Below are 12,703 nucleotides of genomic sequence, written 5' to 3'. Positions count from 1 at the left end.
TTCCGGGCGTTCGTGTTTCCGGGCCCCGCTGCATGTCGAGGATGACGGCATCGCGAGTGGGTGCGAACGTGGTGTGACCCGGGTGGAGGGGTAAGGCAATGGACTGGCGACTCGCGAAGGGCGTGACGCGCATGGTGCTGGTGCGGCACGGGCAGCCGGTGGAGGAGGCGCGGGGCCGGTGCTACGGGCGGCTGGACGTGGGGCTGTCCTCCGCGGGCCGGTCGCAGGCCGAGCACGCCGCGCGGTTCCTGGCCGAGGCGCCCCTGTCACGCGTCTACGCGAGCCCGCTCCGGCGCGCGGTGGAGAGCGCGGCCCCACTGGCGCAGCTCAAGGGGATGGCGGTGGACACGGAGGCGGCGTTCCAGGAGCTCGACTTCGGTCTCCTCGAGGGCCTCACGTACGAGGAGGTGGAGAAGCGCTACCCCGCGGTGTTCGCGGAGTGGATGGCGCATCCCACGCGGGTGCGCTTCCCGGAGGGCGAGAGCTACCCGGAGCTGCGCGAGCGGGTGTCGTCGGCGGCCCGGGCGTTGCGCTCGCGGCACGCGGGAGAGACGTTCGTGCTGGTCTCGCACGGCGGCGTGAACCGGACGTTGCTCGCCGAGGCGCTGGGCCTGCCGGACGCGCACCTGTTCCGGCTGGAGCAGGGGTACTCGGCGGTGAACATCCTCGACTTCCACGGGGACGAGCCCGTCGTGAAGTTGATGAACCTGACGTTCGGCTGAGCCGCCGGGCGGGGCGAGCGGTGGTATGGAGCGCCTCGAGAGAGGGCTTGCCAGGGGCTCGACGATCCATGACGAAACACCGCTTTTCTCCCGCGGAGCGAGAAGCCGTCTACCGAGTGATCAGTGAACGCCGGGACATGCGCCACTTCCGATCCGATCCCATCGATCAGGAGATCATGGCGCGGCTGCTCCAGGCGGCGCATCTCGGGCCGAGCGTCGGCTTCATGCAGCCGTGGCGTTTCATTCGCATCACGGATGCGCGGCTGCGCGGTGACATCGCCGGGCTGGTCGAGCAGGAGCGCGCGCGTACCGCCGAGGCGCTGGGCCCGCGGGGCGAGGAGTTCATGCGCCTCAAGGTCGAGGGCATCAAGGAATGTCCCGAGCTCTGGGTCGTGGCGCTGATGGATCAACGCGAGCGCTACGTGTTTGGCAGGCGCACCCTGCCGAACATGGACCTCGCCTCCGCCAGTTGCGCCATCCAGAACCTCTGGCTCGCCGCGAGGGCCGAGGGGATTGGCATGGGCTGGGTGTCGCTCTTCGAGCCCACCCGGCTGGCGGAGTTGTTGGGAGCACCAAAGGGCAGTGAGCCCATCGCCATCCTGTGCCTGGGCCATGTCGAGGCCTTCTATGAGCGGCCGATGCTGGAGCTGGAAGGCTGGGACTCGCGCCGGACGCTGGAAGAGCTGATCTGGGAGAATCGGTGGCGGAGTGCCGAGGGGTAGGAGCGCGCATTCCGTTGACAGGAGCGCGCCGCCTCCGATACTTGGCCCCTGACAATCGAATCCATAGCCAGGGGTGCCCGCTATCAAGGGCATAACGGGGAAGCCGGTGTGAGTCCGGCGCGGACCCGCCACTGTAAGTGGGAAGCTACCTCCGAAGTCACCACTCGATGCGTCGGGGAAGGTGGAGGTGGCGCGGAACGCCGTCAGGCGCTCTGAATCCACGAGCCAGGAGACCTACCCAGGGCTGTTCGACCCATCTCTCCGAGGATTGAGAGCGAGGTTGCCATGCCGGGTTTCTCCGGGCGTGGGTGTGGTGCCGTCCTCCGGCATTGCGTCCAGGCCTGCCTCCAATCAGCGCCTCTCCCACCGAGCGCGGGGCTCGCGGCACTCGTGCTGTTGCTGCTGCCTCATCCCGCGCATGCCATGCACCTGGCGGAGGGCCTCCTTCCCTTCGGGTGGGCCGCGGGCTGGACGCTGTCCGTGCTGCCACTGCTCGCGCTGGGCGTCACGCGGTTGCGCCAGCGCATGGCGCAGAGCCCGCTCTATTCGCCCTTCGTGGCGATGCTCGCCGCCGCGGTCTTCGTCGTCTCCTGCATGCCCGTGCCGGTCCCCATCATCGGCACCTGCTCGCACCCGTGTGGCACGGGGCTCGCCGCCGTGCTCATCGGTCCGGTGATGACCGTGCTGGTGACGTTCGTGGCGCTGTTGCTGCAAGCGCTCTTCCTCGCCCACGGAGGGCTGTCCACCCTGGGCGCCGACATCTGGTCCATGGGCGTGGTGGGCGGCTTCGTCGGCTACGCCATCTTCCACGGACTGCGCTCCCTGCGCGCCTCGCTCGGAGTGGCGGCCTTCGCCGCGGGCATGTTGTCGGATTGGGCCACCTACGCCATGACGTCCTTCGAGCTGGCCTCGGCGCTGCACGGCGCCCAACCGCTGGGCACCACGCTGGGCACCCTGCTGCTCTCCTTCCTCCCCACCCAGCTTCCGCTCGGAATACTCGAGGGGGCCTTCACCGCCGGCGCCGTCGTCTTCATCTCCCGCCGCCGGCCCGCCCTCCTGAAGTTCCACGCGCTTCCCGCCGCACCCGCCACGCCATGAAGCCGCTGCTCGCCGAGGCCTCGGGCTGGCCTGGTGTCGACGAACACGTCGTGCTCCCGTTCGCCGAGGCCGCGGGACGCTCCCCCCAGCCGCCCCTGATTCCGCTGGAGGGGGATGTCCTCCTCTTCGCCTTCCTGTGTGCCGGGCTCGTGGGGGGCTTCTTCCTCGGCTATCTCTACCGCTCCCTGTTCGTCGAGACGGGAGAGCGGGCGTGAGCCGCGCCGCCCTTCGCGAGCGGGTGGTCGGGCTGGATGCCCGCCTCAAGCTGGGGGGCGCGTTGTTCGCTCTCCTGGTGGCGCTCGCCGGGCCCGCTCCGTACACCGCCTCGGCGGTGGCGGTGCTGGCGCTGCTCGCCTCGCTCGCGGTGGGCGAGCGGGCAGGGGTGTTGCTCCGCCGCCTCGGGGTGGCCCTCTTCTCGGGGCTGGCGCTCTGGGCCCTGCACGGCTTGCTGCGCTCGGAGGCGAACGGAGCCTGGAGACTCGGGCTGGTGCTGGGGACACGGGTCGCCGCGGGGGCCACCGTCTTCGGCCTCCTCATCGCGCTCACGCCACCCTGGGCGCTGGTGGGCGCGCTGCGAGCCTGGCGGGTGCCGGCCCCGCTCGCCGAGGTGATCGCGCTCGCGGTGCGCTACGCCACGGTCCTCGAGCGGGCGGCCCACACCGCGCGCGAGGCGCAGATCCTCCGCCTCGGCTACCGGGGCGTGCGCCGCGGCGTGCATTCGCTCGGGGCGCTCGGCGGGCTCACCCTGGTCCGCGCGTTCGATCAGGCTCACGCCACCGCCGAGGCGATGGCCGCCCGGGGCTGCCGCGGTGCCCACCTTCCGCCCTCGGGAGAGCGGCCGTGAAGGCGGCGCTCGCACTCGAGGCGCTCTCGGTGGGAAACCCCGGTGGCCCCGCCATCCTCTCCGGCCTGTCCCTCGAGGTGCGGCCGGGAGAGGTGGTCGCGTTGCTCGGCGCCAACGGGTGCGGCAAGACGACGCTGCTGCGCGGCATCGCGGGGCTGGTGCCGGAGCGCGCCGGCAAGGTGTGGCTGCGCGGACAGGTGGCTCCGCGCGGAGCGGTGGCCCGGACCGAAGCGGGCCTGGCGCTCGCCTTCCAGAATCCGGATGACCAGCTCTTCGGCACCACGGTCGGAGAGGACGTGGCCATCGGGCCGATGCATCAGGGGCTCGCCCCGGACGCGGTGCGGGCCCGGGTGGACGAGGCGCTCGCGGCCACCGGGCTGGCGCACCTGGCGCAGCGCCCCATCGAGGCGCTGAGCTTCGGGGAGAAGAAGCGGGCCTGTCTCGCGGGCGTGCTGGCGATGCATCCGGCGGTGCTGCTGCTCGATGAGCCCACCGCCGGGTTGGATCCGGTGGGCGAGCGCGAGACGGCGGGACTGCTGCGGCGTCTGGCGCGCGAGCGCGACGTGGCCCTGGTGGTCTCCACCCATGCCACCGACGAAGTGCCCTTCTTCGCCGATCGGGTGGCCATTCTCGGCGAGGGGCGATTGCTCGCCTTCGGTGCTCCCGCGGAGGTCTTCCGGGACGCGGCGCTGCTGGCGCGGGCGCATCTGCGCGCACCGGCCGTCGCCGAGTTGTGGGCCCAACTCGCGCCCTTCCTTCCCAAGTCAGGGGAGGCCCCGCCCCTCACGGTCGCCGAGGCCGCCCGGCGCCTCCTCCCTCACCTCGTCCCCACCAGCCAGGAAGTGCACCCGTGAGCACCCCTCCTTCCCACCCCGGCATCCTCTTCGTCGGACACGGCAGCCGCGATGCGCAGGCCATCGCGGAGGTGCACCGTTTCGTGGACGCCTACCGCGAGGCCCATCCGCAGCGGCGCGTGGGCCTGGGCTTCGTGGAGCTCACCGAGCCGGCCCTCCCCGAGGCGCTGGACGCCATCGCCTCCGAGGTACCGGAGGTGCTCGTCGTCCCGCTCTTCCTCTTCACCGCGAAGCACGTGAAGAACGACATTCCGCTGGCGCTCGCCACGGCGCGCAAGAATCACCCGGGCGTGCGCTTCCTCGCGGTGAAGGCCTTCGGCGTCCATCCGGACCTCGCGCAACTGGCCTTCGAGCGCACCCAGGCCCGCACCGGACCGCTCTCCCCCCAGGACGCGGCGCGCACGGTGGTGGTGATGCTGGGGCGGGGCTCGTCGGATCCGGACGCCAACGGCGACTTCTGCAAGCTGACCCGCCTCTACGCGGAGGGCAGGGGCTTCGCCCAGGTGCAACCGGCCTTCGTCGGCATCGCGAAGCCCTCGCTGGAGGAGGCGCTGGAGTGGATGGCCCGGGCCCGGCCGGAGCGCATCCTGGTGGCGCCCTACCTCCTCTTCACCGGGGTGCTGTTGCAGAAGATCCACGCCCAGGTGGCCCTCTTCGCCGAGCGCTACCCCTGGTTGCGCGCCGAGGTGGCTCCGCACCTGGCGGACGGCGGCATGTCGCCGCTCGTCCAACACGTGGACCGGCGCATCGAGGAGGCCCTCGCGGGCGGGGTGCCGCTGCCGTGCGATGGCTGCCAGTACCGCGTGCCGCTCACGGGCCTCCAGGAGAACGTCGGCGGCCTCAAGGCGCTGCTCTGGAGCATCCGCCACCGGGAGACGCACACCCAGGCGGCGCCCCATCCCCACGCCCACCGCGCCATGGAGAAGCACGTGCTGGTCTGCGGCAACGCCGACTGCGCCGAGCGCGGCAGCGTGGCGCTGATCGAGGCGCTGCGCCGCAAGCTCAAGGAAGTGGGCAAGGGGCGCACGGTGCGCATCACCCGGACGGCCTGCATGGGCCGCTGTGGCGAGGGGCCCACCGTGGCCGTCTACCCGGATGGCATCTGGTATCGCGGCGTCACGGAGGCGGATGCCCGGGAGCTCGTGGAAGAGCACCTGGTGGGAGATCGCCTCGTGTCCCGCCTGGTCGACAACATCATGCAGTAGCGAGGAGAACACACATGGCCTGTCATGAACTGGCGGCGTTGCGGTTGTCGCTGATGAACATCCTGGGCGTGGAAGACGACGCCGAGCGGCAGCACGAGCTGGCCGAGCTGGGCGGCGCGGCGGAGAAGCCGGGGCCGGTGCGCTCGCTGATGCAGGCGCGCGACATGGCGAACATGCTGCGCTTCTTCGATGCCTCCCTGGTGGAGCTTCAGGAGAAGGTCTCCACGACCCGGGCGGATGATCCGAAGATGCCCTACCTGCGCTCGCTCCTGGTGCTGACCAAATCGGTGGAGCTGGAGCTGAAGCGCCAGAACGAGTCGCTCCAGCGGCTGTGGCGCGACCTCGAGGAGGTGCACGACTTCACCCACGAAATCTACCCGAGGGACTAGCACCATGGCCGTCTCCCGCACCGCTCGCATCCTGTCCTCCGCGCCCGTGGGCGAGCGCGGGAGACTCCTCCACCTGCAACTGCAGGGCGAGGAGGAACTCGGCTTCACCGGGGGCCAGTACCTCATCTTCAACACCGGCGTGCCGCGCGCCGATGGCAAGGCGCACAAGCGCGCCTATTCGCTGGTGTCGAGCGACGCGGACCAGCGCACCTTCCGCATCTGTGTCTACCGGCTCGCCGAGGGCCCCGGCTCGGCCATGCTGCACGAGGCCCCAGTGGGCGCGGAGCTGCCATTCAGCGGACCATGGGGCAGCTTCCTCCCGGATGACTCCACGCCCCGGAACACGCTGGTGGTGGCCACCGACAGCGGCATTACCGCCGCGCTGGGGCTGGTGCACGGCCGCGCGTTCGCCCCGCAGCGCGAGCGGACCCGGCTGCTGTGGTTCTCCGAGTCGCCCACGGTGTTCCTGCCCGCCGACAAGGCTCGCGAGGAGGTGGAGGCGCTGGGCTGCCGCTTCCAGCACCAGGACTGCCCGCCGCCGGGCCATCCGGAACGCATCGCGCACATCCAGGCGTTGGCCCTGGAGGCCGCGCGAGCCCATGCGCCCGAGCGCGTCTACCTCGTCGGGGATGGGGCGGTGTTGAGCCCGCTGCGGCAGGCCCTGGTGGAGTCCGGACTGGCGATGGAAGCCATCCGGATGGAGTCCTTCTTCAACAATCCCTCGAAGAAGGCCGCGGGATGAGCGACGCGCCTCCTCCTCGGGACAAGCGCGGCTCACGCACCGGTTTCACCACCGGGGCCTGTGCCGCCGCGGCCGCCAAGGCGGCCACTCGCGTGCTGGTGCGCGGCGAGCGTCTCACCCACGTGGAGACGATGCTGCCCAACCGGCAGCCGGTGACGTTCGCCCTGCACCGTTGCGAGTGGGACGGGCAGAAGGCGCTGTGCAGCGTCATCAAGGACGCCGGGGATGATCCGGACTGCACCCACGGCGCGGAGCTGGTCGCCGAGGTGCGGTTGACGGACGACGAAGGCCGGGTGGTGCTCGAGCGGGGCGAGGGCGTGGGGATCGTCACCAAGGAGGGATTGGGGCTCGAGGTGGGCAGTCCGGCCATCAACCCGGTGCCGCGCCGCAACATCACGGACATGGTGTTGGAGGAGCTGCCCGAGGGGCGGGGCGCCGTCGTCACCCTTCACGTCCCCCGAGGCGAGGAGATGGCCCTGCAGACGCTCAACGCGCGCCTGGGCATCCTCGGCGGCATCTCCATCCTCGGCACCAGCGGCATCGTCCGGCCGTACTCCACGTCCGCCTACAAGGCGAGCGTGGTGCAGGCCATCGACGTGGCCCGGACGCGTGGCAACACCGAGCTCGTCTTCACCACGGGAGGCAAGTCGGAGAAGTACGCCATGGGCCTCTTGCCCCACCTCCCGGAGGAGACCTTCATCCAGGTGGGCGACTTCATCGGCGTGGCCATCCGTCATGCCGCCCGGCGCCAGGCGGCGTGCGTCCACATCGTGGGGATGATGGGCAAGCTGTCCAAGATGGCCGATGGGCGCATGCAGACGCACGCGGCCGGCTCTGAGGTGAACATGGAGCTGCTGGCCACCCTGGCCGCCGAGGCGGGAGCGCCGGAGACCCTGGTGACCAACATCCGGACCGCCAACACCGCCCGCCACGTGCTCGAGCTGTGCGCGGCCAACGGCCTCACCCACATCACCGGACTGGTGTGCCAGCGCGTCGTCGAGCAGTGCACCCGTCACGCGGGAGGGCCGCTCGAGGTTCGCGCCGTCCTCGTGGATTTCAACGGCACCTTGCTCGGGCAATACCCCGAGAGGAGACACGCGGCATGAACGACATGCGGCAGATGACGACGCTCGGGCGTCGCATCGAAGACGAGAGCTTTTCCATCATCGACAACGAGGCCGGTCCGCATTCCTACTCGCCGGGCGAGTGGCAGGTGGTGCGGCGCATCATCCACGCCACCGCGGACTTCGAGTTCAAGGAGCTGGCCCGCTTCTCGCCCGATGCCATCGCCGAGGGCATCCGCGCCCTGCGTGCCGGCAGCCCGGTGCTGGCCGACGTGAAGATGATCCTCGCCGGCCTCAACGAGGAGCGGCTCGCCTCCTATGGCTGCCGGACGCACTGCTTCATCTCGGATGAGGACGTCATCGCCGCGGCCCGTGAGGCGGGCTCCACCCGGGCCATCGAGTCCATGCGCAAGGCGCACCGACTGGGACTGCTCAATGGCGCCATCGTGGCGGTGGGCAACGCGCCCACCGCGCTCCTGGAGGTGGCCCGGCTGGTGAAGGAGGAGGGGGCTCGTCCGGCGCTGGTGATCGGTGTGCCGGTGGGCTTCGTGTCGGCGGCGGAGTCCAAGGAGGCGGTGCTCGAGTTGTCCGTGCCGCACATCGCGGTGCGTGGCCGCAAGGGGGGCAGCACCATCGCCGTGTCCATCATCCACGCGCTGCTGATGCTCAGCGCGGATGGGGTGAAGGCATGAAGCCGGTGGTGGTGGTGGGCATCGGAGACGACGGGTGTCTGGGCCTGTCGGCGCGCGCGGCCAACGCGGTGGCGCAGGCCCGGGTGCTGGTTGGCGGCAAGCGTCACCTGGAGTTCTACCCCCAGTTCTCCGGGGAGCGCCTCTCGTTCAGTGGCGGCATTGGCCCGACGCTGGAGCGGGTGGCCGAGCTCGCCCTGGAGAACCAGGTGTGCGTGCTCGCCTCGGGGGATCCGCTCTTCTTCGGCATCGGCGCGCAGGTCGCCCGGAGGGTAGGGGCCGAGCACGTGGAGTTCATTCCCCATCCGTCCTCGGTGCAGCTGGCCTTCGGGCGCATCGGCGTGTCCTGGGAGGATGCCGAGGTCATCTCCGTGCACGGCCGTCCGCGCGAGGGGTTGTGCACGCGGCTGCGTCTGCTGGCCAAGGTGGCCCTGCTCACCGATGGTGAGAACTCGCCCCCGGCACTGGCCCGCCACCTCCTGGATCACGGCGTGAGCGGCTTCACGGCCTGGGTCTGCGAGAGCCTCGGCAATCCGGAGGAGCGCATCCGCTGCTTCTCGCTGGAAGCGCTCGCGGAGTGCACGGACATCGGGCCCCTCAACGTGCTCGTCCTCCTGCGCACGGATCCGAGCTGGCGCCCACCGCCGCGCATGTCCTTCCTCCACGAGGACGCCTTCGCCAAGCGCATGCCCAAGAAGGGCCTCATCACCAAGCGCGAGGTGCGCCTGCTGTCCCTGGCCCAGCTGGAGATCCGCCCCGACAGCGTGGTGTGGGACATCGGCGCGGGCTCGGGTTCGGTGGGCATCGAGGCGGCGATGCTCGCTCCCAGGGGCCGTGTCTTCGCCATCGAGGTGGACCCGGAGGGTGTGAGCTTGTGCCGGGAGAACGCGCTCGCCCATGGGGTGGACAACGTGCGCGTCATCGCGGGACGAGCCCCGGAGGCCCTCGAGGGACTGGATGCGCCGGACGCCGTCTTTGTCGGCGGCAGCAAGGGCAGCATGCGCGACATCATCGACGTGGCTTTCAAGCGCCTGCGCGAGGGCGGCCGGCTGGTGGTCAACGCCATCACCCTGGACAACGTGGCCGAGGCCTACGCGGCCTTCCGCTCGTACGGAATCACTCCGGACGTGACGATGCTCAACGTGTCTCGCGGCGAGCCGCTCGCGCACTACCTCCGTTACGAGGCGCAGAACCCCATCCACATCTTCGCGGCCACCCGGCCGGCGGCAGCACAGGGAGAAGCGACATGAGTGGCGTGTTGATTGGCGTGGGAGTGGGGCCGGGGGCGCCTGATCTGATGACGCTCCGGGCGGTGAACACGCTCCGCTCGGCGGACGTCATCGCCATCCCCCGGCGCTCTGTCTATGACGAGTCGCTCGCCTGGCGCATCGCCAAGGACAACGTGGGCGAGGTGCCCGGCCAGGAGCGTCTCTTCCTCACCTTCCCGATGACGAAGGATCCCGAGCGGCTGCGGCCCGCCTGGGAGGAGGCCTACGCACAGCTGGCTCCTCGGCTGGCGGCCGGCAAGAAGGTGGCCTTCATCACGGAAGGGGATCCGCTCGTCTACAGCACCTTCATCTACCTGCTGGCGGAGGTGCCCCAGCGCTTCCCCGGAACGCGCACCGAGGTGGTGCCCGCGGTCTCCTCGATCACCGCCGTGCCCGCGGCGGTGCAGATTCCGGTGGCCGATGGCCAGGAGCGCATCGCCGTGCTGCCGGCCACCTACGGGGTGGAGGATCTCACCCGCGTGCTGCGCGACTTCGACACCGTGCTGCTGATGAAGGTGAGCTCGGTCATGCCGCAGGTGGTGGAAGCGCTCGAGCGCGAGGGGTTGCTCGATCGCGCCGTCTACGTGTCGCGGGCCTCCACCGGGCAGGAGAAGGTGGTGCGAGACCTGCGCAGCATCCGCAACGACAAGTGCGATTACTTCTCCATGGTGATGGTGGCGAAGAAGGATCGCAGCGGCGTGCTCGCTGGCCGCTTCGCCCAGACGGCGGAGGTGGCCCGGTGAGTCTCCCCCCGGCACGCAAGCCCTACGCCGTCTACGCCATCACCCTGCACGGGTTGGGCATCGCCCAGCGACTCCTCTCGGGGCTGCCGGGCGCGGAGCTGTATGTCTCCGAGAAGCTCATGGCCAAGGCCCCCGCGGGCGCCCTGCCGATGCCCCTGCCCATGGGGCCCACCCTGTCGCGCACCTTCACCGCCTACGACTGCCACATCTTCATCATCAGCGTGGGCGCGGTGGTGCGGATGATCGCGCCGCTGCTCGAGGACAAGAAGGTGGATCCGGCGGTGGTGTGCGTCGATGACGCCGCGCGCTTCTCCATCTGCGTGCTGTCGGGACACGTGGGCCGGGGCAATGCCTTCACCGATCGGGTGGCCAGCGTGCTCGGCTCCACCCCGGTGGTCACCACCGCCTCGGACGTGCGGGGCACCCTCACGGTGGACATCCTCGGGCGGGAGCTGGGCTGGCGGCTGGATGATCTGGAGCGCAACGTCACCCGTGGCTGCGCCGCCGTGGTGAACGAGACCCCGGTGCTCTTCGTCCAGGAGGCGGGCGAGCCCTCCTGGTGGCCCGAGGACAAGCCGCTGCCTCCGGGCGTTCGCTACACGCGCACCCTCGAGGGGGTGGACCCGGCGGCGTGGGAGATGCTCCTCATCGCCACCGATCGCGACATCCGCGAGACGCACCGTGCCCAGTGGGAGAAGGCCGTCATCTACCGGCCCCGCAGTCTGGTGTTGGGCATCGGCTGTGACCGGGGCACTCCGGAGGAACTGGTGGAGCGGGGCGTGACCCAGATGCTCGCCCAGGCCCTCCTGTCTCCCGCCTCGGTGAAGGCGGTGGCCACCGTGGACCTCAAGGCGGATGAGCCCGCGCTGCTGGCGCTGTGCCAGAAACATGGCTGGGCGCTCCAGACGTACCCGGCCGCCGAGCTGGACGCGGTGCCCGTGCCCACGCCGTCGGAGATGGTGAAGAAGCACGTGGGCACTCGCGGCGTGGCCGAGCCGTCGGCGCTGCTCGCCTCCGGGGCCTCCGAGTTGCTCGTCCGCAAGCAGATCTACACCGAGCCCGGCGCCGGACGCTCCATGACGTTCGCCGTCGCGCGCATTCCTCATTCCCCTCGAAAGGAGCTCACCCATGGCTGAGGGAGGAATCCTGTCCGTCGTCGGCATCGGGCCGGGCGATGGTGCCCACGTCACCCCCGCCGCCCTGGAGGCCATCCACAATGCCCAGGTGGTGGTGGGCTACCGCACCTATATCAAGCTCGTGCGCCACCTCCTCGAGGGCAAGGAAGTGGTGCAGACGGGCATGACGGAGGAGATCGGCCGGGCCCGCGCCGCGGTGGAGCGTGCTCGGGCCGGTGCCAACGTGGTGCTCGTCTCTTCCGGGGATGCGGGCGTCTACGGCATGGCGGGGCTCGTCTTCGAGGTGCTGCGGGAGATCGGTTGGAAGCGGGGGGATGCACCCACGCTCAACCTGGTGCCCGGCATCACCGCGGCCAACTCCTGCGCCTCGCGCGTGGGGGCTCCGCTGGTCCACGACAGCTGCACCATTTCCCTGTCGGATCTGCTCACGCCGTGGGCCGTCATCGCCAAGCGCATCGAGGCCGCCGCGTCGTCCGACTTCGTCATCTCGCTCTACAACCCCGCGAGCGGGCGGCGCACCCGGCAGATCGTGGAGGCCCACTCCATCATCCGCCGCTACCGCGAGGGCTCCACTCCCGTGGCGCTGGTGAAGGGCGCCTACCGCGAGGGGGAGAAGGTGGTGATGAGCGACCTCGATCACTTCCTGGACTACGAGATCGGCATGCTGACCACGGTCATCGTGGGCAACTCCCACACCTTCTTCTTCGAGGGCTACATGGTGACGCCGCGAGGCTACACGCGGAAGTACACCCTCGAGGGAGATGTGCTCCCGGGGCAGCAGCCGGGCCGTTCACTCGTCGTTCGCGAAGAGGAGGTCTGAACCATGGCACGCGTGGGACGTCTTGCGGGTGCGTTGCTCGCCTCCACCGAGGGGGCGTTCTTCCTGGTGGGAGATCTCAAGGAACCGTGTGACTGGGCCGCGGCGGGCTTCGAGCCGCCCGCTCAGCTTCCCGGAGCGGAGTTGCCCTACGTGCGGCTCTCGCCGGTGCGCCCGGTGGAGGTGGCCGCGCCGCTGCTGGTGGTGGAGCTCGAGGGAGAGGCCCTGGCGCGGCTGCTCTTCGAGCGGCTGGTCATCCGCCGCAACGGCTCGGTGTCGGAGCGGCTGTGGCGGCTGGTGACGGAGCACGAGGCGAAGCCGGAGACGGACGCCCGCTGGCTCGGTCTGGTGCCCGGACACGTCTGGGAGCTGGTGCGCGACTCCGTCCTGCGCTGCTCGTGAGGAGAAGA

At 70.4% G+C, this 12,703-nt stretch carries 16 protein-coding genes and 1 riboswitch; all 16 genes read left to right on the top strand.

All coding sequences use genetic code 11. The features are described 5' to 3' along the window. Positions 1-98 precede the first annotated feature (98 nt). The 16 genes from D187_RS45325 (at position 99) to D187_RS45255 (ending at position 12,695) form a co-directional block, all read left to right on the top strand. Positions 99-722 (top strand): histidine phosphatase family protein, encoded by a 624-nt coding sequence (locus D187_RS45325; protein ID WP_002628292.1) that lies wholly within the window; start codon positions 99-101, stop codon positions 720-722. 68 nt (positions 723-790) lie between these two features. After that, positions 791-1,444 (top strand): 5,6-dimethylbenzimidazole synthase, encoded by a 654-nt coding sequence (bluB, locus tag D187_RS45320; RefSeq protein ID WP_043435007.1) that lies wholly within the window; start codon positions 791-793, stop codon positions 1,442-1,444. Positions 1,445-1,498: 54 nt separating this feature from the next. After that, a riboswitch (cobalamin riboswitch) is annotated at positions 1,499-1,700 on the top strand. A 29-nt stretch (positions 1,701-1,729) separates the two neighbouring features. Continuing rightward, entirely contained in the window at positions 1,730-2,542 is an 813-nt protein-coding gene (locus tag D187_RS45315; RefSeq protein WP_081714107.1) for an energy-coupling factor ABC transporter permease, read from the top strand. Next, positions 2,539-2,757 (top strand): hypothetical protein, encoded by a 219-nt coding sequence (locus tag D187_RS56605; RefSeq protein WP_002628296.1) that lies wholly within the window; start codon positions 2,539-2,541, stop codon positions 2,755-2,757. The genes D187_RS45315 and D187_RS56605 overlap by 4 nt, the downstream gene beginning before the upstream one ends. Then, entirely contained in the window at positions 2,754-3,386 is a 633-nt protein-coding gene (locus D187_RS51365) for a CbiQ family ECF transporter T component (protein ID WP_002628297.1), read from the top strand. Before D187_RS56605 ends, D187_RS51365 begins: the two co-directional genes overlap by 4 nt. Further along, positions 3,383-4,240 (top strand): energy-coupling factor ABC transporter ATP-binding protein, encoded by an 858-nt coding sequence (locus tag D187_RS45305; protein WP_002628299.1) that lies wholly within the window; start codon positions 3,383-3,385, stop codon positions 4,238-4,240. The genes D187_RS51365 and D187_RS45305 overlap by 4 nt, the downstream gene beginning before the upstream one ends. Then, complete coding sequence (locus D187_RS45300; protein ID WP_002628300.1) at positions 4,237-5,445, top strand: CbiX/SirB N-terminal domain-containing protein; 1,209 nt, start codon at positions 4,237-4,239, stop codon at positions 5,443-5,445. Before D187_RS45305 ends, D187_RS45300 begins: the two co-directional genes overlap by 4 nt. A gap of 14 nt (positions 5,446-5,459) precedes the next feature. Further along, on the top strand, positions 5,460-5,834 hold the full coding sequence (locus D187_RS45295; protein ID WP_002628301.1) for a DUF3209 family protein: 375 nt from the start codon (positions 5,460-5,462) through the stop codon (positions 5,832-5,834). 4 nt (positions 5,835-5,838) lie between these two features. Continuing rightward, positions 5,839-6,576 (top strand): FAD-dependent oxidoreductase, encoded by a 738-nt coding sequence (locus D187_RS45290; protein WP_002628302.1) that lies wholly within the window; start codon positions 5,839-5,841, stop codon positions 6,574-6,576. Continuing rightward, positions 6,573-7,682 (top strand): cobalt-precorrin-5B (C(1))-methyltransferase, encoded by a 1,110-nt coding sequence (locus D187_RS45285; protein ID WP_002628303.1) that lies wholly within the window; start codon positions 6,573-6,575, stop codon positions 7,680-7,682. Before D187_RS45290 ends, D187_RS45285 begins: the two co-directional genes overlap by 4 nt. Continuing rightward, on the top strand, positions 7,679-8,332 hold the full coding sequence (locus D187_RS45280) for a precorrin-8X methylmutase (protein WP_002628304.1): 654 nt from the start codon (positions 7,679-7,681) through the stop codon (positions 8,330-8,332). Before D187_RS45285 ends, D187_RS45280 begins: the two co-directional genes overlap by 4 nt. After that, positions 8,329-9,579 carry a precorrin-6y C5,15-methyltransferase (decarboxylating) subunit CbiE gene (cbiE, locus tag D187_RS45275; protein ID WP_002628305.1) on the top strand — a complete coding sequence of 417 codons (1,251 nt, stop codon included), beginning with the start codon at positions 8,329-8,331 and terminating at the stop codon, positions 9,577-9,579. Before D187_RS45280 ends, cbiE begins: the two co-directional genes overlap by 4 nt. After that, positions 9,576-10,340, top strand: a complete 765-nt coding sequence (gene cobI / locus D187_RS45270; protein ID WP_002628306.1) for a precorrin-2 C(20)-methyltransferase — start codon at positions 9,576-9,578, stop codon at positions 10,338-10,340. Before cbiE ends, cobI begins: the two co-directional genes overlap by 4 nt. Next, complete coding sequence (locus D187_RS45265; RefSeq protein WP_002628307.1) at positions 10,337-11,476, top strand: cobalt-precorrin 5A hydrolase; 1,140 nt, start codon at positions 10,337-10,339, stop codon at positions 11,474-11,476. Before cobI ends, D187_RS45265 begins: the two co-directional genes overlap by 4 nt. Then, positions 11,469-12,296: a precorrin-3B C(17)-methyltransferase gene (cobJ, locus tag D187_RS45260; RefSeq protein WP_002628308.1), complete on the top strand. Its 828-nt coding sequence runs from the start codon at positions 11,469-11,471 to the stop codon at positions 12,294-12,296. The genes D187_RS45265 and cobJ overlap by 8 nt, the downstream gene beginning before the upstream one ends. Positions 12,297-12,299: 3 nt before the next feature. Then, positions 12,300-12,695, top strand: coding sequence for a hypothetical protein (locus D187_RS45255; protein WP_002628309.1), 396 nt, complete (start codon positions 12,300-12,302; stop codon positions 12,693-12,695). The last annotated feature ends 8 nt before the right edge of the window (positions 12,696-12,703 follow it).

The organism is Cystobacter fuscus DSM 2262 (assembly GCF_000335475.2).
GTDB classification, from domain to species: domain Bacteria; phylum Myxococcota; class Myxococcia; order Myxococcales; family Myxococcaceae; genus Cystobacter; species Cystobacter fuscus.
The sequence above is the reverse complement of the archived record's forward strand: the minus strand, read 5'-3'. Positions and strand labels throughout refer to the sequence as shown.